We start from the raw sequence: 26,278 nt of genomic DNA on the forward strand, positions 1-26,278 counted from the left end.
GGATCAACGCTTGGTATAATGGTAAAATCAGCTCGCTTTTTCGCTTGCACAAAACGGGCGAACCCTTAAATAGTTTTAGTGTATCGAAAAGCGAGCTGGTTTGACCTTGTATTCAAAGGTTGAATTTAGCAAATTTTTCATTACACTGTTCAACTCTCGCATTAAGCGACTTTACATAGGAAACACAAAATGAGCATTGAAGAACGCGTAAAAAAAATCATCGTTGATCAATTAGGTGCAGAACCAGCAGCGGTGAAACCAGAAGCATCTTTCATCGAAGATTTAGGTGCAGACTCACTCGACACCGTTGAGTTAGTAATGGCTTTGGAAGAAGAATTCGATATCGAAATTCCTGATGAAGAAGCAGAAAAAATTACCACTGTACAATCTGCGATTGACTACGTTCAAAGCAATTCATAATCAAAAAGGCGGTTTTAAACCGCCTTTCTTTTTGCCTCAAAATCGAGAAATTAGAAGGTGCGAGTAGCAAGTTGGAAGATCACCACTTCCGCTTGGCAGCTAAATGTAAAGCTTGCTTTCAACACAAAAACGCCCTCACTTTCCACGATTTCGCTTGCGATTTGGCACGGCTCACTTTCCGTTTCACGGGCTTTTTCAGTTAAAAAGGCTAAACCTTGTTCCGCTTCGGCTCGGCTGGCGAACCCTTTTTCCAGTTGTGCGGTTAATTCGCTGTTGTCCAAAATTGAGCCAACATCGAAAGTGTTACAGCTCGTGCATTCCGTTGGTTTGTCTGATTTCATAAAAGATCCTCATAAAATAAAAACGCTCGCACTTTAATACGAAACGCCGTTGCAATCAATCGCCCATTGCAGAACATTTGATATAACGTAAACTTTGCCGAAAAAAGCGTTGCAAGGGGTAGGATTCTGCCGAATTTTTACCAAAATCGCTTGCAAACTATCCAAATAGATAAAAAGCCATAAAAAAACCTTGATCTTGTTTTTAAAATCCGTATGATACGCCCTCGTTACGTTATTGACGGGTCGTTAGCTCAGTCGGTAGAGCAGCGGACTTTTAATCCGTTGGTCGAAGGTTCGAATCCTTCACGACCCACCACTCAAACGTAAATTCCTTATCAATGGGGGTCGTTAGCTCAGTCGGTAGAGCAGCGGACTTTTAATCCGTTGGTCGAAGGTTCGAATCCTTCACGACCCACCACTTAAAACGCAAATCCCTATCTTCGGGTCGTTAGCTCAGTCGGTAGAGCAGCGGACTTTTAATCCGTTGGTCGAAGGTTCGAATCCTTCACGACCCACCATTATTTCTTCTTCCTTTAAATTGCAAAATTTTTCAAAATCGCACCGCTTTTAAGGTAAAATGGCGACCGTTTTTATTTTGTAAAATAGCTTATTCAAATGTTAAAAAAATTATTGATTTCCCTCGGTTTACTTGGTGTGGTGGCAGTCGGTGCAGGGGGGTATGGCTACCAAAAATTAACCGCCTTTTCGCAACAGCCAATCAACGTTCAAGCCGATCAATTCTTACTGATCGAAAAAGGCACTTCCAGCCAAAAACTTGCCAAATTACTCGAAGAAAAAGGCATTGTGGCGGACGCCAGTTTGCTGCCTTACTGGTTGAAACTGCAACCGCAATTCAGCAAATTCAAAGCGGGCATTTATTCACTCAATGGCGTGAACAACGTGGAAGAACTGTTCAAACAGCTCAACAGCGGCAAAGAGGTGCAGTTGTCGGTGCAATTTATCGAGGGCAAAACCTTCAAAGTATGGCGTGAACAGCTCGCCAAAGCCAATTATTTGGAACAAACCCTCGCCAATAAATCGGAAGCGGAAATCGCCCAAGCCCTCGGCATTCCACACGAAAAATTAGAGGGCTGGCTCGCCCCTGAAACTTACAGCTATGTGCCTTATTCGAGCGATTTGGATCTGCTCAAACGTGCCTACCAACGCCAACAAAAAGCCCTCGACCAAGCGTGGCAAAATCGAGCGGAAAACCTACCGCTTGCCAGCCCTTATGAAATGCTGATTTTAGCCTCGATTGTCGAGAAAGAAACGGGGTTAGCAAGCGAACGCCCACAAGTGGCTTCGGTATTTATTAACCGTTTGAAATTAAAGATGAAATTGCAAACCGACCCTACTGTGATCTACGGAATGGGCGACCGCTATGACGGCAATATTCGCAAAAAAGATCTGCAAGAAGCCACCCCTTACAACACCTATGTGATTGACGGCTTACCGCCAACCCCGATTGCAATGCCGAGCGAAGCCGCCCTCAAAGCGGTTTCCCAGCCCGACAACACGCCTTACCTCTACTTCGTGGCGGACGGCACGGGCGGACACAAATTTAGTCGCACCCTTGATGAGCATAATCAAGCGGTACGAAATTGGATAAAAATCGAAAAAAGCAAAAAAAGTGAGGCGAAATAATGCGTGGCAAATTTATCGTGATTGAGGGGCTGGAAGGGGCTGGCAAAAGCAACGCTCAACAAGTGGTGTGCGACACCTTGGCAGCCCACGGCATTGAATTTATCACTAGCCGCGAACCCGGTGGCACACCGATTGCGGAAGCGTTACGCACCCTCTGGAAAGAGGGGATTGACGGCGAACACACCACCGACAAAGCCGAATTGCTGATGCTCTACGCCGCTCGCACCCAATTAGTCGAAACCCTGATCGAACCCGCCCTCAACGCAGGAAAATGGGTAGTCGGCGACCGCCACGATATGTCCACCCAAGCCTACCAAGGGGGCGGACGGGGATTAAGCGAACCGTTGCTCACCCAAATCCGCACCGCCATTTTGGGCGATTTTGAACCCGATCTCACGCTCTACCTCGACATCGACCCGACTATCGGCTTGGCTCGTGCCAAAGGCCGCGGTGCATTAGATCGGATCGAACAACAACACATCGACTTCTTCCACCGCACCCGCCAACGCTACCTAGCGTTAGTCGAAAACAATCCCAAAGCGGTTAAAATCAACGCTGAATTGCCGATTGAACAGGTTTCTGAACAAATTCGCCAAGTGGTTGAGGGTTATTTGGCTTCAAAATAAGCATTACAAGCGGTTAGATTTTTTGAAATTTTTCCCTCTCCCTGAAATAGACTTCTTGACGAAGTCTATTTCTGTCCCTCTCCCACAAGTGGGAGAGGGTTTTTAAACTTAGTGAGAGTAAAACTCTCTCCCATTTATGGGAGAGAGACAGCGAAAAAATTGCGTAAGGCAATTTTTCGCAGAGAGAGGGTAGCCCGTTCGTTTAACTCACTTCCGCCAATAAATTAGGATGTTTGTCCAATAATTTAAGTAGTTTGATTAACGCCACGGGCGGTTGGGATTTGCCTGTTTCATAGCGAGAAAACGCATTAACCCCGCCCCCAAATAATTCCCCCGCTTGGCGTTGATCGAGGTTGAGTTTTTTACGCACTTGTTGAATATAATGTGGGTCGGCAAATTCACTATTGACCTTTTTATTGAAAGCTAACATTTCTGCCATTATGCGTTCACTTTCACGGCTATTCGCCACCATTTCGCTACAATTCGGGCAAAATTGAGCGGAAACATTAGGAATAATCGTTTCCTTGCCTTTGTAGCGGTAGGGAAGATCTTTGGTTTGAGCGACTAATTCCGCTTGAAAGCAGTTTGGACATTGCATTTTATCGTTCCTTAAATGACACAATCAGTAGGTTGTCAATCACGGTTAATTTCAAATAAATTTGACCAACGGGCGTGTTTGGTCGGTAAACATCTTGCCAAATTTTATGGTTCGCATAGCTCGTCATACTCTTATAAAAATCCGCGTGAGTAAGGGATCGCACAGTATCAAGCATTGCCTGATAATCCAGCCCTAATGCTACCGCCCCGAGCATTGCTGTATGGGTAGCATTTACTTTTCCTTGCTCAATTAACAGCTTGATTTGCGTTAAATCGTAATGTGGCGTTTGCTTTTCCATTTTTGGCTATATTAACCAACTAGGTTAATTTGTCAAATTGAAGTAACGATAGGCTGATCCTAGCGGATCAAAATTTCTCATCAAGCCACTTTTGTGAATTAGTCGATCAAGATCACAAAAATAAAAAATCCACGCCCACCCCAAATTTTCGCTATAATGCACCGTTTTTAGCACATAGTGGCAACGGGGCAGAGGTTATGCAGATTTCGCACGGTTATCCGTGGCATTTGGCGACATATCAATCCTTGACGGACGCTTTTTTACAAGGGCGGGGGCATCACGCGTTGTTGTTTAAAACGGACGTGGGGCTTGGCACGGAAACTTTTATCCGCCAGTTCGCCCATTGGCTGTTGTGTCAGAATCAGCACGGGCGAGAGCCGTGTGGCGAGTGCAAAAGTTGCCATTTGTGGCAGAGCGGCAACCACCCTGATTTTCATCTGGTCGCCCCGATTGAGGGCAAGGATATCGGCGTGGATCAAGTGCGAGAAATCACCGCTCGCCTGCAACAGTATTCGCAACAGGGCGGGAACGCAGTGGTTTATCTGGCGGGGGCGGAACGGCTGACCGAAGCGGCGGCGAATGCGTTGCTGAAAACCCTCGAAGAACCCAACGCCAACAGTTATTTTCTGCTGGAAGCCCCGTTGCAAGCGGCGATGATGGCGACCATTCAGAGCCGTTGTCAAACGTGGTTGATTCAATCGCCCGCCCCTGAACTTGCCCTGCAATGGTTGGCAAACGAATGCCCGAACGTGAGCGAGGACGATTTACGCACGGCGTTACGCCTTTCACACAATCGCCCCCTCGATAGCAAAAATTTGCTGGAAACCGACCGCTTGTCGCAACGCAAACTCTTTTTGCGAGCCTTTGCCAAGTTTTATCAAAGCCGAGATTTGTTGCTATTCCTCACGGCGTTTGATAAAGAGAAACCGCAGGCGTTGCAGCAGTTGGAATGGTTGGCGAGCTTTTTGAGCGACAGCCTCAAAGCTCAAATGGGGATTTCGCAGGGCTGGACGAATGCGGATATTGAGACGGCGATCAACAAATTTAGTCAACTGCTTTCCGCCCCGAAACTGCTCAAAGCTCACCAAATCGTCCAGCAAACCCAACGAGATCTGCTTGAAATTAACGCCGTCAATCAAGAATTGATGCTTGCCGATTGTTTGAGCAAATTATTGTTAGATGTGTTTGAATAACAAGCGGTGCGATTTCACAAAATTTCGTAAAAAAAGGAAATAAATTGAACAATTTACATATTATCGACTCTCATTGTCATCTCGATTCCCTTGATTATGAGAGCCAACACAAAAACGTGGACGAGGTGATCGACAACGCCAAAGCCCGTGGGGTGCAGCAATTTATCTCGATTTGCACCACCCTCGGGCGTTTTGAGGCGATGCAACAGCTCACCGCTCACCGCCCCGAGGTGTTTCTTTCCTGCGGGGTTCACCCCCTCAATGTGGAAGAAGAACCCTTTGATTATGAGCATTTGTTGAGCCTCGCCCAAGATCCACGCGTGGTGGCGATTGGCGAAACGGGGTTAGATTATCACTACACCCCTGAAACCAAAGCGTTGCAACAATCCCTGTTTGAACAGCAGATCGAAGCGGCAAAAATCCTCAACAAACCGTTGGTGATCCACACCCGTTCGGCACGCGAGGACACAATGCACTTCCTCGAAAAAGGCAATGCAGAACAGTGCGGTGGCGTGTTACACTGCTTCACCGAAGATTGGGCGATGGCAAAACGGGCGTTGGATATCGGCTTCTACATCTCGATTTCGGGGATTATCACTTTCCGCAATGCGGAAGAGTTGCGAGACGTGGTGCGAAACGTACCGCTAGATCGGCTGTTGGTGGAAACCGATTCGCCGTATCTCGCCCCAATCCCTTATCGTGGCAAGCCAAATCAGCCTGCCTATGTGCGAGAAGTGTGCGAATATCTCGCCACCCTCAAAGGCATTTCCGTTGAGGAAATGGCACAAATTAGCACCCAAAACGTGCAAAAACTCTTTAAAATTCAACCGCTTAACCGCTAAGGATTCCTATGAAAGCGATTATCAAATACTTCTTAATTTTAGTAATGCTCTCGCTACACATCGTGTTGGCTGGGGCGGTCAATTATGCGTTCCCAAGCTACGAAACCACAATGGTAACGGGAATGGAAGTCCGCCGAATGGACAAAGACGGCGTAATCAGTAAAGCCAACCCTGCGGACGGCGAAGTGCGTGATGTGTACTTCCTGTTCACCGAACAGCCCGAAAGCAAAAAAGTGATGGTGTACCGCAACGAAGACACGGGCTGGGGCTTGCCGTTCTACTTCAAATTCAATTCAGCCGACATCCAAGCCAAAGCCCAAGCTTTCGCCAACGAAAAACAGCTCGTACAAATCAAATACTACGGCTGGCGAATCAACTGGATGAACGAATTCCGCAACATCGTGTCAATCAAACCGCTTGCCGAGGGTGAAACCCAATCAATGCCAATCGTTAGCTACATTCTCTACGCATTGTTGGCTCTCACGTTCTTCCTCTCGGTGCAGTTCGTGCGTGGTTGGTTTGATAGCTCGAAATAACTCTTTTTTCATTCGCAAGCGGTCAGATTTCGCAAAATTTTGCAGGATCTGACCGCTTGCAATTTCTTATCAAACCACCTTATTTGATCTGCATATCCTGCCAATTACTGTTTTGGCGGATTTCGGCATTTTGACTGACAAAGATCTGTTTGGCTTGGGTATCATTGTTAAGCGTGTATAAAAACCACGCCGTCATATAGCCGTTTGGCACATAGAGCATTGAGCCGTGGTCTTCGCCTTTTCGTCGTGCGATGATCGCTGTGCCAGCCACTTGGTTAAAGTTGTTTTGCAGTGAGGCAAGCTGTGCGATGCCACCCGCTTTTTCGTCAGGTTTGCCTGCGTCAAACACGCCCGTGCCAGAAGTTTCAAAATACGGCACTTTGATTTTGCTGATGTCGTAGTTCCATTGCAGAGCCTGTGCTAGTGGTAGTTGGGTAGTGCTGGCGGTATAGACCGAGCGGATTTTTGCACTGTTTGGTTGCACCGTTGATCGCCCCCACGCCCCCTTGCGAATGTCCTGAAATGCCGATTTTTTGCGGATTGATTTTGCCGTATAGCACGCTGGATTTATCGGCATTTGACTGTAAGGCGAAATCCAAACTTTTTGCCGCCCCCTAGCCCGTCCACGAGCTTTCTTCCTGCGAGCCGATCACCACAAAGCCATAGCTTGCCAAATGGCGGAAAACCGCTTCATACGAGGACGATTTTGTCCCCGAGCCATTCGCCATTACGATTAGCGGAAAATTGCCACCAGTTTGTGGGTAATAAACGGTAAAATAACCTAACTTGTCGTTATTTGCATCGAACTTTGCCGAAAAAGGTGTAAAAGAGCCAAATGCGGTGTAGCGTTGTTCGAGCGGTGCTTGGCTTTTTACGCTGGTAATTTGCTGATCTTTGATCGCAAAAATTTGTTCCAACCCACCACAAGCAGTGATCGATACCGCCATTGCAGCCACTAACGCACTTTTTAATAGAAAATGTTTCATCAAATAATCCCAAAAATAAAAAAGAATTTTCGCTGAGATTATACACTGATTCATTTTTGGCGGACATAAAGTCCGCCACTACGAAAAATGGCAGATCGCCGAAAACCATTCCCATTCGTAGGGGCTGATTTTATATCAGCCCTTTTAATTTATCCGCCTTTAATGCGATAAATGCTATACTACCCCTCACTTTTGGAGGGCTTATGGCTTATTATTTCATCGCTGATTTACACCTTAACGAAAACGACCCTGAGATTACCGCACTCTTTTTGCAATTTTTGCGAGAGGACGCCCCTCTTGCTGAGGCGGTTTATATTTTGGGAGATCTGTTTGATTTTTGGGTGGGCGATGATGAGCAATCCGAGCTGATTTCTCGCGTAAAACACGTCCTCAAAACGCTCACTGCAAGCGGTGTGAAAGCCTATTTTATTTGCGGTAATCGAGATTTCTTGATCGGCAAACGCTTTGCCAAAGAGACGGGGATTGAGTTGTTGCCTGATTATCAAGTGATTGATTTATATGGCAAAAAAACGCTGATTTGCCACGGCGACACCCTCTGCATTGACGATGTGAAATATCAACAATTCCGCCGAAAAGTCCACCAAAAATGGCGGCAAAAGCTCTTTCTTTGCCTGCCGTTATCCTTACGCCTGCATATCGCTCGCAAAATTCGTGCCAAAAGCCAGCAAGATAAACGCACCAAATCCCTCAACATAATGGACGTAAACCCGCATTTTGTCGCTGAAACTATGGATAAATTCGCCGTTCAGCGGCTAATTCACGGACATATCCACAAGCAAGGGGTGCATTATGAAAAAAATTTGCAAAAATCTGACCGCTTGTATGAGCGAATTGTGCTGGGGGATTGGGGCAAAACCGCCTCGATTTTGCGGGTGGACGAAACGGGCTTTGCTTTTAATGAGGAACGCTGATGATTGATGTAATTATTCCCTGCTATAACGCGGAACAAACCTTAGTCCGAGCGGTGCAAAGTGTGCTGAATCAGGCGGAACTTGGCACTTTGTGGCTGATTGATGACGGCTCAACGGATGGCACTTTCGCCCTTGCTCAACAGTTGGCGGCACAAGTTCCCGATAAAATTCAAGTGGAAAAAATGCCGAAAAATGGCGGTGTGGCAAAGGCTCGCAACTGGGGGGCATTGCAGAGCGAGGCGGAATTTGTGGCGTTTTTAGATGCCGATGATGCTTACGAAGCCAATGCGTTACAAGTGGCGGTGGCGATTTTCCAACATCGCCCTGCGGTGAGCCTTGTGCGGTTGGCGTTGAAGCCGATTGATCTCGCCGAGCGTTACGCCTCTCACCCCAATTTCGATTATGCGTGGCAGGTAATGCAGATGACGGGGGCGGGCAATACGGTGTTTCGGCGGGCGTTTTTGCTGGCGTGTGGTGGTTTTCCACAACATTCGCTATTTCGTCAATTAGGGGGCGAAGACGGGGCGTTAGGTATCGCCACCACCAAAGTGGCTTGCGTTGCCACCGCCTTTGATGATGTGGGGGTGCTGAATTATTGCCGAGAGGGAATGCACGCCGAGCGGTTGTTGGATGCGGTTTTATTCGGCAAACAGCCCGACAATATCACCCCCGAAAAGGTGGCAGAGGCGGAAGCGGTTACGGCGGAAATTTGCCAGCGGGTCGAAAATTTGAAGCTCGGGTTAAATCAGCCAAGTGGCGTTGTGCCAATTCATTTAACTTGGTCGTAGCACGCAAAAATTCTCACAAATCTGACCGCTTACAGGCTATAATAGCCCCATTTTTTGATACAGAATTAGGATAGAACAATGACAACCCAATTTAACGTAAAAACCTTCCAAGGAATGATCCTTGCTTTACAAGATTACTGGGCGAAACAAGGTTGCACGGTGGTGCAACCTTTTGATATGGAAGTGGGGGCGGGAACTTCGCACCCGATGACCTGTTTGCGTGCCTTAGGCCCAGAGCCAATGGCGTTCGCCTATGTGCAACCTTCTCGCCGCCCAACGGACGGTCGTTATGGCGAAAACCCGAACCGTTTGCAACATTATTATCAATTCCAAGTGGTGATCAAACCCTCGCCAGACAACATTCAAGAGCTTTACCTCGATAGCCTTAAAATGCTCGGCTTCGACCCAACCCAACACGACATTCGTTTTGTGGAAGATAACTGGGAAAACCCAACCCTTGGGGCGTGGGGCTTAGGCTGGGAAGTGTGGCTGAACGGAATGGAAGTTACCCAATTTACTTACTTCCAACAAGTGGGCGGTTTGGAATGTAAACCCGTTACGGGCGAAATTACCTACGGTTTAGAGCGTTTGGCGATGTACATTCAAGGCGTGGACAGCGTTTACGACCTCGTGTGGTCAGACGGCCCGCTCGGCAAAACCACCTACGGCGATGTGTTCCACCAAAACGAAGTGGAACAATCGACCTACAATTTTGAGTATGCGGACGTGGATTTCCTATTCCAATGTTTCGACCAATACGAAAAAGAGGCACAATCGCTACTCAGCCTCGAAAAACCGTTGCCATTGCCTGCTTACGAACGCATTTTGAAAGCCGCTCACAGCTTTAACTTGCTGGACGCTCGCAAAGCGATTTCCGTAACCGAACGCCAACGCTATATTTTGCGAATCCGCACCCTCACCAAAGGCGTTGCCGAAGCCTACTACGCCAGCCGTGAAGCGTTGGGGTTCCCAGGGTGTGAAAAATGATGAAAAAAGTGCTTTCAACCCTAGCCCTCTCTGCCACCCTCGTGGGTTGTTCACAATCGGCACAACCCACCAATGACGTTATCGTTGGGGGCGAAAAAGATCAATACGGCTGCTTGCCCTCAACAGGGGCAAGTTATTCCTTTTTGAAAAAGGAATGTGTGCAAGTGTTTAACGTGGCGGATATTTCCCTCGAAAACCCAAGTAACAAAGGCTCGGCGGTTTATGTGATTTTATCCACCGACAAAAGCCAAGCCGAAGTCTTCGCCACCGACCTACCCGACAACACCATTTTACAAGCCGTCAAAGGCGGCTACGCCAGCCAAGATGGTAAGGTTCGTTTGATTAAGCAGAAAAAGGGTTGGAAAATTTATAAATAGTTAAAGGATTTTATATGAAAAAATATATTAAAACCGTAGTTTCGGCATTTGTGCTGGTAAATTTAGTTGGTTGTAGCTCAGAACCAAAAGTGATATATCGTGAGCCAGTAGTCGAAAAGCCTAAAATTGAGTGGACAATGCAACCTATTGAAGATTCAGTATTGTTAAATCCAGGAATGAGTGAGCAGGAAACAGCTAACATTTTAGGTAGACCTATTGTGAAAGAATTTGAAGGACAAGGTTCAGCTTTGCAATGGTGTAAAACGGGAATGGGGGGAACGCCTTTCCCTTATGATCGTTACCTTATCGGTTTCTTTTATAATGGTAAATTAGTTGGAACGAGAAACTATGCGAGAACTGAGCATAAGTATGGTGATTGTTCAACTTTATACCGAGAAATTGAATGGAAACCGTCTGATACAGTGATTGAGTATCGTTTTAAAAATTAGGCTAAATAATAATGAAACCAATTTTATATTTTTCAGCATTATGCCCCGACACCGCCCCTTTTGTGGCGGAATTACAACGTCTTGGCGTGGAATATGAAAGTGTTGATATCCTCGAAAATTTAGCGAACTTAAAACGTTTCACAAAATTAAGAGATCAACATTCTGCTTTTGATGAAGCAAAAGAGAATGGCTATTTAGGGATTCCTGCGTTAGAGATTGAGTGGAGTACGTGGGGGAATGGCGTTATCTTAGAGGTAGAGAAATTAAAATCTCTCGTTATTTAAGGACGACAAGCGGTGAGATTAGTCAAAATTTTTGCAAAGGGAGAAAATAATGACTACTCAAAAATCAATCACAATAACAGAAAATTCCACGGCATTTATTAGCGAAATCTCGCAGTTAATTCATTCGTCTAAACAACGAATGGCGGTGGCGGTAAATGCTGAATTGACGTTGCTTTATTGGTATATTGGCAAGCGGATCAACGATTATATTTTGCAGGGCGAACGTGCGAAATATGGCGAGGATATTATTCCACAGCTCTCTAAAAGCTTGACCGAACAGTTTGGCAAAGGGTGGAGTAAGCGTCATCTTGGTTATTTGATGCAATTTGCGAATACTTTTCCTGATATGGAAATTTTGCATACACTGTGTGCAAAATTGAGTTGGTCGCATTTTAAGTTACTGATTACAGTTGATGAACCGATCAAACGTGATTTTTATGCCACAATGGCAGCCCAAGAGCGTTGGTCGGTACGAACCCTTGATGAACGGATCGGCTCGTTGCTGTTTGAACGCACGGCGATTTCCAAAAAGCCCGATGAAACCATTGTGGCGGAATTGAGCCAATTAAGAGAAAAAGGCGAATATAATCAATCGCTTGTGTTGAAAGATCCTTATATTTTGGATTTTCTCGATCTCAATGATCGCTATTTAGAAAAAGATCTTGAAGATGCAATTTTGCGAGAAATTGAGCAGTTTTTACTGGAATTAGGGGCAGGCTTTACGTTTATTGCTCGCCAAAAACGGATTCAGATTGATAATGATGATTTTTATATCGATCTACTTTTTTACAATCGCAAATTAAAACGCTTAATTGCGATTGATTTAAAAACCGAAGCCTTTAAACACTCGTACAAAAGTCAAATGGAGCTTTATTTAGCGTGGTTGGCAAAATATGAGCAAGAAATTGACGAAAAGCCACCGCTTGGGATTATTCTTTGCACCTCGAAAAAGCAAGAGCAAGTGGAATTATTAGATCTGGAAAATTCGGATATTCATATTGCGGAATATACCACCATATTACCGAGCAAAACTGTTTTAGAACAACGATTAAAATTAGCGGTGGATAGAGCGAAACAACGGTTTTTAGAAAAATAGCAAGCGGTTAGATTAGGCGAGATTTTACCAAATGAAGCCTTATATCAAATCACTAAAATCTAACTCTCAAAAATTGCGAACGGCACAAACAGAAGCAGAAAAACGCCTTTGGTATCGGATACGCAACGATCAACTGGGTGTCCGCTTTTATCGACAAAAGCCCTTATTGAGCTACATCGTTGATTTTTATTGCCCCAAAGCAAAATTGGTGATTGAGCTAGATGGCGGACAGCATTATGAGCCTGAACATCAGGCAAATGATAAAATCCGAGATGCAGAGTTAGGCTCGCTCGGTTTAACCGTTTTGCGGTTTGATAATTATCGAGTAATGACAGAAATTGAAAACGTGATTGAAGAAATTTGGGTGTATCTTCAATCGGTGGCTAAATAGCGTATTTTCTTCGCAATTTAAGCCTGCCAAATCTCCCCCTCCCCTCTTTGCTAAAGAGGGGTGATCATTAAGTGGGAAATTGGAATTTATCTGACTATTTCAGATCGTAATGAAGAAAGATAAATTTAAATTTTGCTCGATCAAGTTCCCCTCTTTAGCAAAGAGGGGTTAGGGGAGATTTGGCGGATGTGAAAGCGGAGCAATTAAAGAAAATATGGTTAGAAAAATTTGGCGGTATTTTCAAGCAATGGGCTAAATAACGTATTTTCTTCGTAATTTAAGCCTGCCAAATCTCCCCCTCCCCTCTTTGCTAAAGAGGGGCGATCATTAAGTGGAGAATTAAAATTTGTCTGACTATTTCAGATCGTAATGAAGAAAGATAAATTTAAATTATGCTCGATCGAGTTCCCCTCTTTAGCAAAGAGGGGTTAGGGGAGATTTGGCAGAAGTGAAAGCGGAGTGAGAGAATAGAAAGTATTTAGATCTCACTAGCTTTTACAAATGTTATCTAAGTATTAGAAAAAGTAAGGAATTTATAAAAATGAGTGGTTGGGTTTATGTTCTTTCAAATCCTATTATGAAAGATATTTTAAAGATAGGGTATACAGATCGAGATCCATATTCAAGAGCGAAAGAGCTTAATCATACTGGTGTTCCTATGGACTATGTTGTTGAATACCAAGTATATGTTACTCATCCTTATCAAGTAGAGCAAAAGGTTCATTCATTATTATCACATTGTAGAGTTAATGATAGAAGAGAGTTTTTCTATATTTCTTACGAGGATGCTGTAGCGGCGATTAGGGAAGCAATTAAATTCTATGATGAGACTGATACTAATTTTTCTGCTGCTTATGAGCTTTCACATAAAGTAGCAATAGAAGAGTTAAATCGTAATTTAATTGAAAAAAAACGTAGAATAATTGCAGAACAACGTAGAATAGAAGAAGAATTACGTAAGAAAAAATTTCTTGAAGAGCAAGAAAGAATAAGACGTGAAAAGGAAAAATTAAGATTAGAAGAAGAAAGAAAACAGCAAGAGAAGTATATCAAGATACAACAGGAAAAAGAAAAGCTAAGATTAGAAGAACAAAGAAAACAGCAAGAGAAGTATATTAAAATACAACAGGAAAAAGAAAAATTAAGATTACAAGAAAAGAATGAATTAAGGAAACGTGAAAAAGTATTGGAACTTAGAAAATTAGAAAAAAAAGAAATAAGAAATACGGTCCTAGGTGAAATTATAGCCTTGACTTTGGTTACTTTTATAATACCTCTGCTTTATCATTTATTTTTTAACGGTGAGAGCTTTTCTGGTAGTATTGATCGTATATTTGATTCTTATAGAATTGCCTTAAACGGAGCGTCCGTATTAATAGAAAGATTTTTAGGTTTTTCAAATAATAACCTTACTCTTTTTATAATTATTTGTGTGCTTTTTATGTTATTTATATATAAGATCAATAATGATATTAATAAAATTAAAATCAAGTTTAAAAATGAAATTGATAAATTAAAATAATTTGTATATATGGTTCATTAAGAGAAACAAAATGACAACACAAAACTTCCTCGCCGAGATCGGCACAGAAGAGCTGCCACCGAAGGCACTCAAAAAATTAGCGACCGCGTTTGCGGATAATGTTGAACAAGAGTTGAACCAAGCTGGGCTTGCTTTTGAGCTGGTGCAATGGTTTGCGACCCCTCGCCGTTTGGCGGTAAAAGTGCTGGGTTTGGCGGATGCTCAACCGAGCAAAGAGGTGGAAAAACGTGGGCCTGCGGTGGCTCAGGCGTTTGACGCTGAGGGCAAGCCGACCAAAGCCGCTGAGGGCTGGGCGAAAGGTTGTGGGATTACTGTGGATCAAGCCGATCGTATTGCCACCGACAAGGGCGAATGGTTGGTACACCGTGCCGTGATTGAAGGTCAGCCGACCAAAAATCTGTTGGTCGGCATTATCAGCAACGCCCTCGCCAAGTTGCCAATCCCGAAAACAATGCGTTGGGGCGACAAGAGCGAGCAGTTCGTCCGCCCAGTGCATACCCTTACGCTCTTATTTGGCGGCGAATTGATCGAGGGCGAGATCCTTGGCGTGAAAAGCGGCACAACCATTCGTGGACACCGTTTCTTAGGCGAGCGTCAATTCACGATCAGCCACGCGGATCAATATCCGCAGCTACTCAAAGAAAAAGGCTCTGTGATTGCCGATTTCAATGAGCGTAAAGCGGAAATCCTTGCAAAATCTCAGGCGAAAGCGACCGCTTTGGGCGGGGTTGCGGATATTGAAGATGATTTGCTAGACGAAGTTACTTCGTTGGTGGAATACCCGAATGTGCTGACGGCGAAATTTGAAGAGCGTTTCCTCGCCGTGCCTGCGGAAGCCCTTGTTTACACAATGAAAGGCGACCAAAAATATTTCCCGATTTACGATCAAAACGGCAAATTGTTGCCACACTTTATTTTTGTGTCGAATATCAACCCTGCTGATCCAACGGCGATCATCGAGGGTAACGAAAAAGTGGTTCGCCCACGTTTGACCGATGCGGAATTTTTCTTCAAAACCGACCTGAAACAGAAATTGGAAGATCAGTTGCCACGCCTTGAAACCGTGTTATTCCAGCAACAGCTCGGCACTTTGCGTGATAAAACCGCTCGCATTGAGCAGTTAAGCGGTGCGATTGCGAAGCAAATTGGGGCGGACGAAGCCAAAGCGAAGCGTGCAGGCTTGCTCTCAAAATGTGATTTGATGACCAATATGGTGTTTGAGTTTACCGACACCCAAGGTGTAATGGGTATGCACTATGCACGCCACGATGGCGAAGATGAAGAAGTGGCGGTGGCGTTAAATGAACAGTATATGCCACGTTTTGCCGGCGATGAATTGCCGAAATCCTTGGTGGCTTGCTCGGTGGCGTTGGCGGATAAAATCGACACCCTCACGGGGATTTTCGGGATTGGTCAGCACCCGAAAGGCGACAAAGATCCGTTCGCCCTACGCCGTGCCGCACTTGGCGTGCTGCGGATTATTGTTGAGAAAAAACTACCGCTTGATCTCGAAGATCTGGTTAAAACCTCGGCACAATCTTTCGGCGATAAATTAACCAATGCAAATGTGGTTGCCGATGTGGTGGACTTTATGCTCGGTCGCTTCCGTGCGTGGTATCAAGATGAGGGCATTGCGGTTGATGTGATTCAAGCGGTGCTGGCTCGCCGTCCAACTCGCCCTGCGGATTTTGATGCTCGCGTGCGTGCGGTGGCACATTTCCGCACCCTCGACAGTGCCGAAGCCCTTGCGGCGGCGAATAAACGTGTGAGCAACATTCTCGCCAAAGTGGAAACGGCAATCGGCTCGGTGGATCTCACCGCTTGCGTTGAGCCTGCGGAAAAAGCTCTCGCGGAAAGCGTGCTTGCCCTCGAAAAAGAGGTGCAACCGTTGATCGCCCAAGGCGACTACACCGCAGTGTTGAATAAACTCGCCAACTTACGCCAGCCTGTGGATAACTTCTTCGACAACGTAATGGTGAACGCCGAAGATCCAACCTTGCGTAACAACCGTTTAGCGATTTTGAACACCCTGCAAGCCCTGTTCTTACAGGTTGCCGATATTTCATTATTGCAATAATTGGGCGTAATCTGACCGCTTGCAAGCGGTCAGATTTTTGTTATTTTTTGCCGATCTAATTTACGAGAAAAAATAATGTTGCAAGGCTATGTGATCAATTTAGATCGCCACCCACAACGCTTGGAAAAATTTAATCAACACCCCGATGCAAAATTTTTCCAACGGATTAGTGCGGTGGATAAGTTTGATTTAGAAAAAGTGGGCGATCAGCGATTGCTATTTAATACCCAATTTTTTGAAAAGTTAATTCATCGAAAAATAACCTTTGGCGAAATTGCTTGCACCTTTTCTCATCTGCAATGCTGGCAACAAATTGCCGAAAATTCGCAACTTGCCGATCAGGATTTTGCGATTGTGGCGGAAGATGATATTTTATTGCACCCCGATTTTTCCCATTGGACGAATTTAATTATTGAGAAAATTAAAACCAATCCCGTGGTCGAATTGGTGTTATTACATCAATTAAATCGTCCTGTTAATATGCAAAAAATTGAGGGAATGAATTTAAATTTTGCTCAATCGACTTACCAAACAGATAATTTAGGTTCAGCCCTTTATTTAATTCGTAAACAGAAAGCAAAACAGATTTTGGCAGATTTAGATTATAAAAAACCGTTCTGGTTAGCCGATCAATTTTCTTATTTTTGCCATTTAAATCATATTATTTTGATTAGTGAATTATTGGGCGATATTCCCAATCCACAAGATTCCGATTTAGAAACGGAACGCAATATCGCACGGCGAGAAGCCAATTTAATTTAAAACATAAGAGGTAAATACAATGTCTAAACAAATGTTATTTAGCAACCATTGGAATGTACGCGTAAGCGACCCAGGTGAAGAGGGCAACGTTAATCACTTTTTTGAAACGGTTTATTTAACCCTCACTGCCGAAACTCAAAATGGTAAAACCATTTATGAATTTATTCGTAAAGTGGAAGATGAAATTAAAATCGAACGTCAATTCGATCAAGTTGATCTCTTATTTGAATTTTTAGGCGAATATCTCAGCCCTGTTTCCTTAGGGAATGTTGGGGTTAAAATTGGTCAATTAGGTTTGGCTTAAAAAATAAAAAAAACCGAACGTAACTGTTCGGTTTTTTTATACTTAAAAATAGGCTTTGCAAGGGGTAGGATTTTTAAAAATTTTGCCTTTTATTTTAAAATTAGAATAATGCCTCAATCCGCATAAATGCACCGATTGAATGTTTACGATTTAAATCTCGATTATTATAGAAATTTAATTCAGGCTCGATAAATAACCAGTCGTGATAAATTGGTTGTCGCCAGTTAATAAAAGGTCCGTACTTCATCAATTTAAAATCTTTTTTACTGACTTGCCCACCCGCAAAAATCCCATAATTTAACCGCTTGTAACCCGCAAAATTATGTTGGCGATAAAGGCTGTTTCCCCAATATTTTAATTCATCAATATCTTTGGTGTATTGAAAATAAACGATATTGGCAAAATGGCGATTTTCCGTTTCATTAAAACGGTTTTCAAAATTGGTGCGTAAATAATGTTTGCTGTTAATGCCGTAGCGGTAAATTTGTTCTAAACGGGTGCTGAATTGATCCGTCCATTGCCACACTTTATTCGCTTTAAAACGCAGATAAACATCGCCGCCTGAACGTAAACCGAGATCAAGATCCGTGTCGATCCCAAGCTGTTTTACCCCCTGCGACCAACGCAAAGCAATGGAACTGTTACTTTCGCGGGCTTGTTTGCGGTCGTAATTTTTGTTGGGATCGAGGTGATCATAGTTACGCACGAGGCGGTTTTTATCTTTGGTTTCGTCATCCAAGTTATCATCGCCAAACACCAAATTCAGGCGTTGTTTTAGCACGGGCAGCTTGATTTTGCCGCGAATACGAGGTTTGATCGAATAGCCGTCATAGCGATTCCATTCGTTGTCCAACATTACACGCAAGCCTGCGGAAGCGGGGCGATTTGGGTCAGGTTCGCCAAGCCAAGCGTTGATATTATTCGACCATTGATGCAAAGTAGTTTTTAGGCTTTCTCGTTTATGATCCGCCCAAGTCGGCTCAGCAAAAGCGGTGTTCGCCACTAACAACACGGCAGGAAAAATGATTTTGGCTTGATTCATCAGCGATCCCTCAGCGAGTAAAATTGGCGAGATCATAACCTAAAATGTGTGGGTTCGCTTGTAATTTCTTCTAAAAATGCCATACTTCGCAAAAAATTTTTAAAATAAGGAAGCAATATGCAATTCTCAAAAATGCACGGGCTAGGCAACGATTTTATGGTGATTGACGGCGTAACTCAGAGCGTTTATTTAACCGATGAGATCATCCGGAAATTGGCGGATCGCCACCGTGGGATCGGCTTCGATCAACTTTTATTGGTTGAGCCACCTTACGATCCCGATCTCGATTTCCACTATCGCATTTTCAACGCAGACGGTAGCGAAGTGTCCCAATGTGGCAACGGGGCGAGATGTTTTGCCCGTTTCGTTACCCTCAAAGGGCTGACTAATAAACAAGATATTCACGTCAGCACCGCCAAAGGCAAAATGGTGTTGAGCTTGCAAGAAAACGATCAAGTTCGAGTGAATATGGGCGAGCCGATTTGGGAACCTGCTCAAATTCCGTTTACCGCCAATAAATTTGAGAAAAACTACATTTTACGCACCGAGATTCAAACGGTGCTGTGCGGCGTGGTGTCAATGGGAAATCCCCATTGCGTGCTACAAGTGGACGATATCGCCACCGCCAACGTGTTGGAATTAGGGGCGTTGCTCGAATCTCACGAGCGTTTTCCCGAGCGAGCCAACATCGGTTTTATGCAGGTGATCAACCGCAACCACATCAAACTACGCGTGTTTGAGCGAGGGGCGGGCGAAACCCAAGCCTGTGGCAGCGGGGCGTGCGGGGCGGTGGCAGTCGGCATTATGCAGGGTGTGCTGGATAGCAAGGTGCAGGTCGATTTACCTGGCGGAACGCTGCACATCGAATGGAACGGCGTGGGTAATCCGCTGTTTATGACGGGCGATGCCACCCACATTTATGACGGCTACATTCGCCTTTAATTTGCCGAAAAATTTGGCGAAATCTTACCGCTTGTTGCATTGTCAGCCTGCGGAACTTTCTGTATAATTCTCAATCTTTTTCATTGATAGAACCGCATATTTTGGAGTAGATAATGGCTCGTGTAACCGTACAAGAAGCCGCCGACATCATCGGCAACCGTTTTGATTTAATTTTGACCGCGGCACGCCGTGCAAGACAACTTCAACTCAACACCCGTGAAGCCCTTGTGCCAGAAGAAAACGATAAACCAACGGTGATCGCATTGCGTGAAATTGAAGCAGGCTTAATTAACAGCGAAATTATGGATCAATTTGAAAATAACGATGCAATCCAACAAGAAATTGCCGAAAAAGAAGCCATTTCATTCTTAGCGGATATTCAAGCGAACGCTTAATCATCAAAATTTCTTATTTCTGAATGGATAATTGACAAGAAACAAAGTTTCGCCCTCTACAAGCGGTAACATTTGTGATAATTTTCAATTATCCATTTTTTTATTTTTAACAGGTGTAACGTGTATCTTTTTCAACCTCTTAACCAGATTATTCAAGGCTATTTACCTGCCGATAAAATCGAATTAGTCGAACGTGCCTTTGTGGTGGCGAGAGATGCTCACGAGGGGCAAACCCGTTCCAGTGGCGAGCCTTACATTACTCACCCCGTGGCGGTGGCGTGCATTATTGCCGAAATGAAACTCGACCACGAAGCGGTAATGGCAGCCCTGCTGCACGATGTGATTGAAGATACCCCTTACACCCAAGAACAGCTTGCCGCCGAATTTGGCACGAGCGTAGCGGAAATTGTGCAGGGCGTGTCGAAGCTCGACAAACTCAAATTCCGCACCCGCCAAGAGGCGGAAGTGGCAAATTTCCGCAAAATGATTTTGGCGATGACCAAAGACATTCGTGTGGTGTTAATCAAACTTGCCGACCGCACCCACAATATGCGAACCCTCGGCTCACTTCGCCCCGACAAACGCCGCCGCATCGCCAAAGAAACCCTCGAAATTTACAGCCCCCTCGCCCATCGTTTAGGCATTGAACACCTTAAAAACGAACTGGAAGATCTCTGCTTAGAAGCGATCTATCCACATCGCTACCGCGTTTTAAAATTAGCGATTGAAATGGCTCGTAACACCCGCCAAGATCTGATCGCCAAAATTACCCACGAAATTGAACAACGCCTACACGAAGTGGGGATTCCTTGTCGCGTTTATGGCAAAGAAAAGCACCTCTACGCCCTCTACCAAAAAATGCTACAACGGGATCAGCATTTCCATTCGATTTTGGATATTTATGCGTTCCGTGTGGTGGTGGAAAATGTCGATAATTGCTACCGCACCCTCGGGCAAATGCACGCCCTCTACAAGCCTCGCCCACAAGGGATCAAAGACTACATCGCCGTGCCAAAAACCAACGGCTACCAATCGTTACACACCTCAATGATCGGGCATAAAGGCGTGCCGATTGATGTACAAATTCGCACCGAAGAAATGGATCAAATGGCAACTCTCGGCGTTGCCGCATTCTGGCGTTACAGCGAACAGCTACAAGCCACTAGCGTGCAACAAAAAGCCCAACGTTGGCTGCAAAGCATTGTCGAATTGCAACAAAGTGCGGGCAACTCACAAGAATTTATCGAAAGCGTCAAATCTGACCTCTTTTCCGATGATATTTACGTTTTCACCCCGAAAGGACGGATCGTGGAACTGCCTGCCCACGCCACGGCGATTGACTTCGCCTATGCGGTACATTCCGACATCGGCGATCAATGTGTCGGGGCGGTGGTGGATCGCAACCCTTACCCACTCTCTCAACCGCTTAAATCAGGGCAAACCGTGGAAATCTTGATTGAGCAAGGGCATTGCCCGAATCCGCACTGGCTGAAATTTGTGGTAAGTGCCAAAGCTAAGGCAAGAATCCGCCACGCCCTCAAAATCCAGCAAGAACAAGCGGTCAGTTCCGATGAAATTTCCACCCAAGTAGCGGAAATGGAAACGGACATCGTCCTCAAAATCCGCCACCAAGCAGGAATTTTGGCAAGTATTACTTCCACTATTGCCACAATGAACGGCAATATCGTCAGCATTCAAAGCGAACCGACCAACGAAGAAAATATCTTTAAATTAAATTTAAAAATCAGCGTAACCGACAACGCCCACTATTATTTAATTTTAAGAAAATTATTAAATTTAACGGGCGTAGTCAAAGCCGAAAAAGCATAATCACCAAACGGGGCATTGCCCCGTTTTCTGTTTACTGAGATCAAGGGGGAGGATTTTTGAAAATTTCTTACCTCAGCAACCTCTGGCACTTTGGGCAGTAGTAGGTGTTGCGTTGTCCGATGATTTTGGCTTCTATCGGGGTGCCGCAGTCGTTGCAGGGTTCGCCTTTGCGTCCGTAAACTTGTAGCACTTGGGCGAAGTAGCCGGGTTTGCCGTTGGGTTGGATAAAATCTTTGAGGGTCGTTCCGCCTTGCAAAATGGCTTTGGTTAGCACTTGCTTGATGACTGTTACCAACCGTTCGCACTGTTTTTGGGTGAGGTTTTGGGTGGCGAGGTCGGGGTGAATGCCTGCCATAAATAGGGATTCGCAGGCGTAGATGTTGCCCACGCCGACCACCACTTCGTTATTCATTATGAAATTTTTGACCGCCACGGTTTTATTGCGGCTTTTTTGCCATAAGTAACCGCTTGTAAAGGCGTCGGAAAGCGGTTCAACCCCTAATTTGGCGAGCAGGGGCGACTGTTCCGCCTTTTCCGCCCAGATCCACGCCCCGAATTTGCGAGGGTCGTTATAACGCAGGATCGTACCGCTTGCGGTTTCCAGATCAACGTGATCGTGCTTGCCAACGGGGTGTGAATGATCTTGCAAGATACTCAACGATCCCGACATTCCCAAATGCACCAAAATATCCCCTTGATTGGTGCGGATAATCAGATATTTGGCTCGCCGTTCCACCGCCAAAATTTCTGCCCCTTGCAGTTGCGATAATTCAGGGCTGACCGCCCAGCGTAATTTGGGCTGGCGGACGATGATTTGCTTGATTTTTTCGCCGACTAAATAGGGCGATACGCCTCGCACGCTGGTTTCGACTTCGGGTAATTCTGGCATTTTGGTTTCCTTTTCCTAAAAAAATCGACAGGCGAACCTGTCGATAATGATTATTTTCTGGCGGATAGTTTAGCAAAAATTGAGCCAAACACCACGCCCCCGACCGCAAACGGCAGCCATTCCATTGAATAGTTTTTGAGCGGTAAGGCTTCGGTAAAGCCCACGCCCAGCACCGATAAAATCGAAATCAGGCTGACAATCGCGAGGGTCAAACGCTGGGCGACAAGCGGTATCTTTACCAAAATATTTAACGCCAGCATTAGCATTACCGTCATTGCAATCGGGTAGAGAATCAGCAACATCGGGATCGATTTGCTGATCACGGCGGTCAAGCCTTGATTGGCAATCGCAAAACTAATCAGCACGAATAAAATCACGAAAGCACGGTAAGAAATTTTCGGCAACAGTTCGTGAAAGTATTCGCTTACCGACACCGCCAGCCCTACGGTAGTGGTTAAGCAGGCGAGGGAAACGATAATGCCGAGCAGGGTTCGCCCTAATTCGCCAAAGGCTTGGGCGGTTACGCTGTTCAAAATATAGGTGCCGACATCTTGATTTTTGGCGGCGAGATCCGCCAAGGTTTCGGCACTGATTGGCAAGTGGTTGCCGATCCAACCGAGGGACGTGTAAATAATCGCCAACGCTACCGCTGCCACCACGCCAGCGAGGGCGGTTTGTTTGGCGAGTGCCGATGGCGGCACACCTTTGGCTTTGATCGCGTTAATCACAATCACTGAAAACGCAAGGGCAGCGAGGGCGTCCATTGTTTGATAGCCCTCTAACATACCGCTTGCAAAGTAGGCTTTTTCGGTGGGATTTGGCAAGGGTTCATTCCCCGAAAGCAGAAAATAGGCTTGCACCACAAGGGCGAGGATCGAGAGGATCAACACGGGGGTTAAAATTGAGCCAATGCGATCCACCATTTTGGACGGGTTGAGGCTCAACCAAAGTGCCACCGCAAAATAGCCAGAGCTGAAAAGAAAGAGGGAAAGGCTGTCGGGCTGCCCTAAAAATGGTACAACCGCCATTTCGTAAGCGGTCGCCCCTGTGCGAGGGCCGGCGAAGAAAGGCCCGATCGCAAGATAAATCGCCACCAAAAAGGCGATCGAAAAGTAAGGGCTGATTTTGTTGAGGGCGGCTTTGTATCCCCCTTCATAAAAGGCACTCACCACAATGCCGAGCAACGGCAAGCCAATGCCGGTTAAGACGAAGCCTGAAATCGCAGGCAAAAACGCCGTTCCGCTTTCAAGCCCGAGTTTTGGCGGAAAGATAAGATTCCCCGCCCCGAAAAAAATGGCAAACAGCATAAAGCCGACCACGAGGGTATTTTTGTTCATCATTTACACACACATTATTGTTCAAAAGGGAAGGCTGGTTGAGCATTTTCCTTTTGAGCGTTAGAAAATAAAAAAACGTAGAGTTTATGCACTCTCACCGATTTTGGGCGAGAGACAGATTAAAATGCGTTCAGCATTTTAATCATAGAGAGGGCAACAAGCGGTAAGATTTCCGCCAATTTTTCCCTCTCCCTGATTTTTCTTCTTCACGAAGAAAAATCTGTCCCTATCCCGCAAGCGGTAGAGGGTAACATTGTGCTACGAGGAAAATAAAAAAAGAAATGCCGAATTTTTTACGGAAAATTCGGCGAAATCCGACCGCTTGCACGGTTAGTTCATATATAAGCCGCCATTCACGTGAATGGTTTCGCCTGTGATGTAGCCAGCGTCGTCAGAGGCTAAGAATGCCACCGCTTTGGCGATGTCTTTCGCTTGCCCTAATTGACCTGCTGGAATCTGGCTGAGGATCGCATTTTTTTGCTCGTCCGTCAGTTCATCGGTCATATCAGTCGCAATAAAACCAGGGGCGACCACGTTCACGGTAATGCCACGGGAAGCCACTTCTTTGGCGAGGGATTTTGAGAAGCCCACCAAACCTGCTTTCGCCGCACAATAGTTGGTTTGCCCTGGGTTGCCCATTGAGCCAACCACCGAACCAATCGTAATGATACGCCCGAAACGTTTTTTCATCATTGTGCGTAACATCGCTTTTGACAGGCGATAAACAGACGTGAGGTTGGTTTGGATAATGTCGAACCATTCCTCATCTTTCATACGCATTAACAGGTTATCACGGGTGATCCCTGCGTTATTGACGAGAATATCAATGTCGCCAAATTGCTCTTTGATTTGGGCTAACACTTGCTCAATCGAATCGGCGTCCGCCACGTTTAGCACTAAGCCTTTGCCGTTCTCGCCTAAATAGGCTGAGATCGATTCCGCCCCTTTTTCTGAGGTTGCCGTGCCGATCACGGTTGCCCCTTTGGCGACTAATTCTTCGGCGATTGCACGCCCGATGCCACGGGTAGCACCCGTTACTAATGCGATTTTACCTTGCATTTTGGTTTCCTTATGGTTGATTGACGACCGTGGTATTGCTACCCAGTTCGACACATTTCAAGAAAAATTTAGTGCCTGAGTAGAGGCGATCAAAATTTTGCTTGGTGGTGGAACAGCCCGAAAGGGTTTCGGACACGGTCAAAATTTTTAAATCTGAATAATCAGGGCGAACAAGCACCAAGGCATAATCAGCGAAGCTGTTCGCCGAAAAAAGCAGGGTGCAGAGTAGCCATTTTTTCATTTTCATCGGATTATTCGGGATTACTCGAAAGTTACTGCCTCAAATGAAGCGACATCATTGACCGCTTTGGCGGAAAGTTCTTTCACGATACGGCTTGCTAAACCTGTTAAAACTTTGTTTGGCCCGATTTCGTAAAGGGTGGTTACGCCCTCGTTTGCCATTTTTTCCACGGTTTCCGTCCAGCGAACTGGGCTGTAAAGCTGACGCACCAACGCATTGCGGATTGCGGTTGGATCGCTTTCCACCGCGACGTCCACGTTGTTGATCACAGGCACGCTCGGGGCAGAAAGTTCAATGGTGGCTAAGGTTTCCGCCAATTTTTCCGCCGCAGGTTTCATTAAAGCACAGTGTGAAGGGACACTAACTGCCAACGGCAATGCACGTTTTGCCCCTGCCTCTTTACACAACGCCCCAGCACGTTCCACCGCATTTTTTGAGCCGGCGATCACCACTTGCCCAGGTGAGTTGAAGTTTACCGCCGACACAATCTCGCCCTCTGCCGCTTCGCTTTGAGCTTTGGCACAGGCTTCGATAATCGCCTCATTGTCTAAGCCGATAATCGCATACATCGCCCCAGTGCCAGCCGGTACGGCTTGCTGCATCAACTGCCCACGCAATTCCACCAGCTTGATCGCATCTTGGAAATTCAGCACGCCTGCACACACCAACGCCGAGTATTCGCCCAAGCTATGCCCTGCCATTACAGACGGTTTTTGCTCAGGGAATTTCTGTTGCCAAATACGGAATAACGCCACGGAAGCGGCGAGCAGAGCAGGTTGAGTGCGGTGGGTTTGGTTGAGATCTTCCGCCGCCCCATTTTGGACGAGATCCCACAAATCATAGCCCAACACCTCACTGGCTTGCTGGAAAGTTTGTTGCACCACAGGATAAACAGGGGCGAGATCCGCAAGCATACCAATCGCCTGCGACCCTTGCCCTGGAAAAACCATTGCGAATTTTGACATTGTTGTTTCCTCAATTTTGATATGAATTTGGTGTTATCCTCTTTTACGAGGTCGATTATATGATCTTCCCCCGTTTACGGGGGAAGTACCCGAAGGGGGAAGGG

The 26,278-nt window shown here is 45.6% G+C and carries 32 protein-coding genes and 3 tRNA genes; 24 read left to right on the forward strand and 11 right to left on the reverse strand.

Annotated elements, in window-relative coordinates; genetic code table 11:
* Positions 1 to 189: 189 nt before the first annotated feature.
* A complete protein-coding gene (acpP, locus tag B0187_RS02640) occupies positions 190 to 420 on the forward strand; it encodes an acyl carrier protein (protein WP_078236316.1) in 231 nt (76 codons plus the stop codon).
* 50 nt (positions 421 to 470) lie between these two features.
* Here the strand turns inward: acpP and B0187_RS02645 are convergent, their stop codons facing one another.
* Positions 471 to 761 carry a YfcZ/YiiS family protein gene (locus B0187_RS02645; protein ID WP_078236317.1) on the reverse strand — a complete coding sequence of 97 codons (291 nt, stop codon included), beginning with the start codon at positions 759 to 761 and terminating at the stop codon, positions 471 to 473.
* Positions 762 to 1,001: 240 nt separating this feature from the next.
* Between B0187_RS02645 and B0187_RS02650 the strand changes: the two genes are divergently transcribed.
* The 5 genes from B0187_RS02650 to tmk all read left to right on the forward strand — a co-directional run bounded on the left by B0187_RS02650 (position 1,002) and on the right by tmk (position 3,031).
* A tRNA-Lys gene (locus B0187_RS02650) sits at positions 1,002 to 1,077 on the forward strand.
* 26 nt (positions 1,078 to 1,103) lie between these two features.
* Positions 1,104 to 1,179 (forward strand) — tRNA-Lys (locus B0187_RS02655).
* Positions 1,180 to 1,203: 24 nt separating this feature from the next.
* Positions 1,204 to 1,279, forward strand: a tRNA-Lys gene (locus B0187_RS02660).
* Positions 1,280 to 1,376: 97 nt separating this feature from the next.
* On the forward strand, positions 1,377 to 2,405 hold the full coding sequence (gene mltG / locus B0187_RS02665; RefSeq protein ID WP_078236318.1) for an endolytic transglycosylase MltG: 1,029 nt from the start codon (positions 1,377 to 1,379) through the stop codon (positions 2,403 to 2,405).
* On the forward strand, positions 2,402 to 3,031 hold the full coding sequence (gene tmk, locus B0187_RS02670) for a dTMP kinase (protein WP_211272705.1): 630 nt from the start codon (positions 2,402 to 2,404) through the stop codon (positions 3,029 to 3,031). Before mltG ends, tmk begins: the two co-directional genes overlap by 4 nt.
* A gap of 202 nt (positions 3,032 to 3,233) precedes the next feature.
* Here the strand turns inward: tmk and B0187_RS02675 are convergent, their stop codons facing one another.
* Together B0187_RS02675 and B0187_RS02680 are read right to left on the reverse strand one after the other, a co-directional pair.
* A complete protein-coding gene (locus tag B0187_RS02675; protein ID WP_078236320.1) occupies positions 3,234 to 3,629 on the reverse strand; it encodes a type II TA system antitoxin MqsA family protein in 396 nt (131 codons plus the stop codon).
* A gap of 1 nt (position 3,630) precedes the next feature.
* Positions 3,631 to 3,927, reverse strand: a complete 297-nt coding sequence (locus B0187_RS02680) for a type II toxin-antitoxin system MqsR family toxin (RefSeq protein WP_078236321.1) — start codon at positions 3,925 to 3,927, stop codon at positions 3,631 to 3,633.
* Positions 3,928 to 4,124: 197 nt separating this feature from the next.
* On the opposite strand from B0187_RS02680, the gene B0187_RS02685 reads away from it, so the two are divergent.
* Genes B0187_RS02685 through B0187_RS02695 form a run of 3 tightly spaced genes read left to right on the forward strand, consistent with a single transcriptional unit; the run spans position 4,125 to position 6,498 of the window.
* Positions 4,125 to 5,120 (forward strand): DNA polymerase III subunit delta', encoded by a 996-nt coding sequence (locus tag B0187_RS02685; RefSeq protein WP_078236322.1) that lies wholly within the window; start codon positions 4,125 to 4,127, stop codon positions 5,118 to 5,120.
* 44 nt (positions 5,121 to 5,164) lie between these two features.
* Positions 5,165 to 5,962 (forward strand): TatD family hydrolase, encoded by a 798-nt coding sequence (locus B0187_RS02690; RefSeq protein WP_078236323.1) that lies wholly within the window; start codon positions 5,165 to 5,167, stop codon positions 5,960 to 5,962.
* Between the two features lie 8 nt (positions 5,963 to 5,970).
* On the forward strand, positions 5,971 to 6,498 hold the full coding sequence (locus tag B0187_RS02695; protein ID WP_078236324.1) for a DUF1523 family protein: 528 nt from the start codon (positions 5,971 to 5,973) through the stop codon (positions 6,496 to 6,498).
* A gap of 79 nt (positions 6,499 to 6,577) precedes the next feature.
* On the opposite strand, the gene B0187_RS10230 is transcribed toward B0187_RS02695, so the two are convergent.
* Positions 6,578 to 7,075, reverse strand: a complete 498-nt coding sequence (locus B0187_RS10230) for a hypothetical protein (protein WP_078236325.1) — start codon at positions 7,073 to 7,075, stop codon at positions 6,578 to 6,580.
* Between the two features lie 37 nt (positions 7,076 to 7,112).
* Positions 7,113 to 7,484, reverse strand: a complete 372-nt coding sequence (locus tag B0187_RS02705) for a poly(ethylene terephthalate) hydrolase family protein (RefSeq protein WP_158078217.1) — start codon at positions 7,482 to 7,484, stop codon at positions 7,113 to 7,115.
* Positions 7,485 to 7,687: 203 nt separating this feature from the next.
* Between B0187_RS02705 and lpxH the strand changes: the two genes are divergently transcribed.
* The 12 genes from lpxH (at position 7,688) to B0187_RS02765 (ending at position 17,474) form a co-directional block, all read left to right on the forward strand.
* Positions 7,688 to 8,416: a UDP-2,3-diacylglucosamine diphosphatase gene (gene lpxH, locus B0187_RS02710; protein ID WP_078236327.1), complete on the forward strand. Its 729-nt coding sequence runs from the start codon at positions 7,688 to 7,690 to the stop codon at positions 8,414 to 8,416.
* Positions 8,416 to 9,204: a glycosyltransferase family 2 protein gene (locus B0187_RS02715; protein WP_078236328.1), complete on the forward strand. Its 789-nt coding sequence runs from the start codon at positions 8,416 to 8,418 to the stop codon at positions 9,202 to 9,204. Before lpxH ends, B0187_RS02715 begins: the two co-directional genes overlap by 1 nt.
* A 78-nt stretch (positions 9,205 to 9,282) precedes the next feature.
* Positions 9,283 to 10,191: a glycine--tRNA ligase subunit alpha gene (gene glyQ / locus B0187_RS02720; protein WP_078236329.1), complete on the forward strand. Its 909-nt coding sequence runs from the start codon at positions 9,283 to 9,285 to the stop codon at positions 10,189 to 10,191.
* Positions 10,188 to 10,568 carry a hypothetical protein gene (locus B0187_RS02725; protein ID WP_078236330.1) on the forward strand — a complete coding sequence of 127 codons (381 nt, stop codon included), beginning with the start codon at positions 10,188 to 10,190 and terminating at the stop codon, positions 10,566 to 10,568. Before glyQ ends, B0187_RS02725 begins: the two co-directional genes overlap by 4 nt.
* Before the next feature lie 14 nt (positions 10,569 to 10,582).
* Positions 10,583 to 11,017 (forward strand): hypothetical protein, encoded by a 435-nt coding sequence (locus B0187_RS02730; protein ID WP_078236331.1) that lies wholly within the window; start codon positions 10,583 to 10,585, stop codon positions 11,015 to 11,017.
* Positions 11,018 to 11,028: 11 nt separating this feature from the next.
* Positions 11,029 to 11,301, forward strand: a complete 273-nt coding sequence (locus B0187_RS02735) for a hypothetical protein (protein ID WP_078236332.1) — start codon at positions 11,029 to 11,031, stop codon at positions 11,299 to 11,301.
* Positions 11,302 to 11,350: 49 nt separating this feature from the next.
* Complete coding sequence (locus B0187_RS02740) at positions 11,351 to 12,397, forward strand: PDDEXK nuclease domain-containing protein (protein WP_078236333.1); 1,047 nt, start codon at positions 11,351 to 11,353, stop codon at positions 12,395 to 12,397.
* A 31-nt stretch (positions 12,398 to 12,428) separates the two neighbouring features.
* Complete coding sequence (locus B0187_RS02745) at positions 12,429 to 12,788, forward strand: endonuclease domain-containing protein (protein ID WP_078236334.1); 360 nt, start codon at positions 12,429 to 12,431, stop codon at positions 12,786 to 12,788.
* Positions 12,789 to 13,329: 541 nt separating this feature from the next.
* On the forward strand, positions 13,330 to 14,310 hold the full coding sequence (locus tag B0187_RS02750) for a GIY-YIG nuclease family protein (RefSeq protein WP_078236335.1): 981 nt from the start codon (positions 13,330 to 13,332) through the stop codon (positions 14,308 to 14,310).
* A gap of 31 nt (positions 14,311 to 14,341) precedes the next feature.
* Positions 14,342 to 16,408 carry a glycine--tRNA ligase subunit beta gene (gene glyS / locus B0187_RS02755; protein WP_078236336.1) on the forward strand — a complete coding sequence of 689 codons (2,067 nt, stop codon included), beginning with the start codon at positions 14,342 to 14,344 and terminating at the stop codon, positions 16,406 to 16,408.
* Between the two features lie 75 nt (positions 16,409 to 16,483).
* On the forward strand, positions 16,484 to 17,170 hold the full coding sequence (locus tag B0187_RS02760) for a glycosyltransferase family 25 protein (protein ID WP_078236337.1): 687 nt from the start codon (positions 16,484 to 16,486) through the stop codon (positions 17,168 to 17,170).
* Positions 17,171 to 17,189: 19 nt separating this feature from the next.
* Positions 17,190 to 17,474: a DUF5377 family protein gene (locus B0187_RS02765; RefSeq protein WP_078236338.1), complete on the forward strand. Its 285-nt coding sequence runs from the start codon at positions 17,190 to 17,192 to the stop codon at positions 17,472 to 17,474.
* A gap of 100 nt (positions 17,475 to 17,574) precedes the next feature.
* On the opposite strand, the gene B0187_RS02770 is transcribed toward B0187_RS02765, so the two are convergent.
* Positions 17,575 to 18,552 (reverse strand): hypothetical protein, encoded by a 978-nt coding sequence (locus tag B0187_RS02770; protein ID WP_245796999.1) that lies wholly within the window; start codon positions 18,550 to 18,552, stop codon positions 17,575 to 17,577.
* Positions 18,553 to 18,633: 81 nt separating this feature from the next.
* Between B0187_RS02770 and dapF the strand changes: the two genes are divergently transcribed.
* The 3 genes from dapF (at position 18,634) to B0187_RS02785 (ending at position 21,683) form a co-directional block, all read left to right on the forward strand.
* A complete protein-coding gene (gene dapF, locus B0187_RS02775) occupies positions 18,634 to 19,458 on the forward strand; it encodes a diaminopimelate epimerase (RefSeq protein WP_078236340.1) in 825 nt (274 codons plus the stop codon).
* A gap of 113 nt (positions 19,459 to 19,571) precedes the next feature.
* On the forward strand, positions 19,572 to 19,853 hold the full coding sequence (rpoZ, locus tag B0187_RS02780; protein ID WP_078236341.1) for a DNA-directed RNA polymerase subunit omega: 282 nt from the start codon (positions 19,572 to 19,574) through the stop codon (positions 19,851 to 19,853).
* 120 nt (positions 19,854 to 19,973) lie between these two features.
* Complete coding sequence (locus B0187_RS02785; protein ID WP_078236342.1) at positions 19,974 to 21,683, forward strand: RelA/SpoT family protein; 1,710 nt, start codon at positions 19,974 to 19,976, stop codon at positions 21,681 to 21,683.
* 67 nt (positions 21,684 to 21,750) lie between these two features.
* Here B0187_RS02785 and mutM read toward each other — a convergent pair whose 3' ends face one another.
* The 5 genes from mutM to fabD form a co-directional block, all read right to left on the reverse strand.
* Positions 21,751 to 22,572, reverse strand: coding sequence for a bifunctional DNA-formamidopyrimidine glycosylase/DNA-(apurinic or apyrimidinic site) lyase (mutM, locus tag B0187_RS02790; RefSeq protein ID WP_078236343.1), 822 nt, complete (start codon positions 22,570 to 22,572; stop codon positions 21,751 to 21,753).
* 50 nt (positions 22,573 to 22,622) lie between these two features.
* Positions 22,623 to 23,909, reverse strand: a complete 1,287-nt coding sequence (brnQ, locus tag B0187_RS02795; protein ID WP_078236638.1) for a branched-chain amino acid transport system II carrier protein — start codon at positions 23,907 to 23,909, stop codon at positions 22,623 to 22,625.
* 330 nt (positions 23,910 to 24,239) lie between these two features.
* A complete protein-coding gene (gene fabG / locus B0187_RS02800) occupies positions 24,240 to 24,968 on the reverse strand; it encodes a 3-oxoacyl-ACP reductase FabG (protein WP_078236344.1) in 729 nt (242 codons plus the stop codon).
* 10 nt (positions 24,969 to 24,978) lie between these two features.
* On the reverse strand, positions 24,979 to 25,209 hold the full coding sequence (locus tag B0187_RS02805; RefSeq protein WP_143413754.1) for a hypothetical protein: 231 nt from the start codon (positions 25,207 to 25,209) through the stop codon (positions 24,979 to 24,981).
* A 20-nt stretch (positions 25,210 to 25,229) separates the two neighbouring features.
* Complete coding sequence (fabD, locus tag B0187_RS02810; protein WP_078236346.1) at positions 25,230 to 26,174, reverse strand: ACP S-malonyltransferase; 945 nt, start codon at positions 26,172 to 26,174, stop codon at positions 25,230 to 25,232.
* Positions 26,175 to 26,278: the final 104 nt, after the last annotated feature.

Source organism: Haemophilus paracuniculus (genome assembly GCF_002015115.1).
Lineage (GTDB): Bacteria > Pseudomonadota > Gammaproteobacteria > Enterobacterales > Pasteurellaceae > Haemophilus_E > Haemophilus_E paracuniculus.

Bases quoted from the DNA above. Each gene is read 5' to 3' on its own strand.
- dapF (WP_078236340.1), top strand. From the start codon at position 18,634: ATGCAATTCTCAAAAATGCACGGGCTAGGCAACGATTTTATGGTGATT.
- B0187_RS02735 (WP_078236332.1), top strand. From the start codon at position 11,029: ATGAAACCAATTTTATATTTTTCAGCATTATGCCCCGACACCGCCCCT.
- B0187_RS02695 (WP_078236324.1), top strand. From the start codon at position 5,971: ATGAAAGCGATTATCAAATACTTCTTAATTTTAGTAATGCTCTCGCTA.
- mutM (WP_078236343.1), bottom strand. From the start codon at position 22,572: ATGCCAGAATTACCCGAAGTCGAAACCAGCGTGCGAGGCGTATCGCCC.
- rpoZ (WP_078236341.1), top strand. From the start codon at position 19,572: ATGGCTCGTGTAACCGTACAAGAAGCCGCCGACATCATCGGCAACCGT.
- B0187_RS02725 (WP_078236330.1), top strand. From the start codon at position 10,188: ATGATGAAAAAAGTGCTTTCAACCCTAGCCCTCTCTGCCACCCTCGTG.
- glyS (WP_078236336.1), top strand. From the start codon at position 14,342: ATGACAACACAAAACTTCCTCGCCGAGATCGGCACAGAAGAGCTGCCA.
- B0187_RS02680 (WP_078236321.1), bottom strand. From the start codon at position 3,927: ATGGAAAAGCAAACGCCACATTACGATTTAACGCAAATCAAGCTGTTA.
- B0187_RS02765 (WP_078236338.1), top strand. From the start codon at position 17,190: ATGTCTAAACAAATGTTATTTAGCAACCATTGGAATGTACGCGTAAGC.
- B0187_RS02750 (WP_078236335.1), top strand. From the start codon at position 13,330: ATGAGTGGTTGGGTTTATGTTCTTTCAAATCCTATTATGAAAGATATT.
- B0187_RS02645 (WP_078236317.1), bottom strand. From the start codon at position 761: ATGAAATCAGACAAACCAACGGAATGCACGAGCTGTAACACTTTCGAT.
- B0187_RS10230 (WP_078236325.1), bottom strand. From the start codon at position 7,075: ATGCCGATAAATCCAGCGTGCTATACGGCAAAATCAATCCGCAAAAAA.
- B0187_RS02705 (WP_158078217.1), bottom strand. From the start codon at position 7,484: ATGAAACATTTTCTATTAAAAAGTGCGTTAGTGGCTGCAATGGCGGTA.
- brnQ (WP_078236638.1), bottom strand. From the start codon at position 23,909: ATGAACAAAAATACCCTCGTGGTCGGCTTTATGCTGTTTGCCATTTTT.
- fabG (WP_078236344.1), bottom strand. From the start codon at position 24,968: ATGCAAGGTAAAATCGCATTAGTAACGGGTGCTACCCGTGGCATCGGG.
- B0187_RS02730 (WP_078236331.1), top strand. From the start codon at position 10,583: ATGAAAAAATATATTAAAACCGTAGTTTCGGCATTTGTGCTGGTAAAT.
- mltG (WP_078236318.1), top strand. From the start codon at position 1,377: ATGTTAAAAAAATTATTGATTTCCCTCGGTTTACTTGGTGTGGTGGCA.
- lpxH (WP_078236327.1), top strand. From the start codon at position 7,688: ATGGCTTATTATTTCATCGCTGATTTACACCTTAACGAAAACGACCCT.
- B0187_RS02685 (WP_078236322.1), top strand. From the start codon at position 4,125: ATGCAGATTTCGCACGGTTATCCGTGGCATTTGGCGACATATCAATCC.
- B0187_RS02745 (WP_078236334.1), top strand. From the start codon at position 12,429: ATGAAGCCTTATATCAAATCACTAAAATCTAACTCTCAAAAATTGCGA.
- B0187_RS02770 (WP_245796999.1), bottom strand. From the start codon at position 18,552: ATGATCTCGCCAATTTTACTCGCTGAGGGATCGCTGATGAATCAAGCC.
- B0187_RS02740 (WP_078236333.1), top strand. From the start codon at position 11,351: ATGACTACTCAAAAATCAATCACAATAACAGAAAATTCCACGGCATTT.
- acpP (WP_078236316.1), top strand. From the start codon at position 190: ATGAGCATTGAAGAACGCGTAAAAAAAATCATCGTTGATCAATTAGGT.
- B0187_RS02805 (WP_143413754.1), bottom strand. From the start codon at position 25,209: ATGAAAAAATGGCTACTCTGCACCCTGCTTTTTTCGGCGAACAGCTTC.
- B0187_RS02760 (WP_078236337.1), top strand. From the start codon at position 16,484: ATGTTGCAAGGCTATGTGATCAATTTAGATCGCCACCCACAACGCTTG.
- B0187_RS02715 (WP_078236328.1), top strand. From the start codon at position 8,416: ATGATTGATGTAATTATTCCCTGCTATAACGCGGAACAAACCTTAGTC.
- fabD (WP_078236346.1), bottom strand. From the start codon at position 26,174: ATGTCAAAATTCGCAATGGTTTTTCCAGGGCAAGGGTCGCAGGCGATT.
- glyQ (WP_078236329.1), top strand. From the start codon at position 9,283: ATGACAACCCAATTTAACGTAAAAACCTTCCAAGGAATGATCCTTGCT.
- B0187_RS02675 (WP_078236320.1), bottom strand. From the start codon at position 3,629: ATGCAATGTCCAAACTGCTTTCAAGCGGAATTAGTCGCTCAAACCAAA.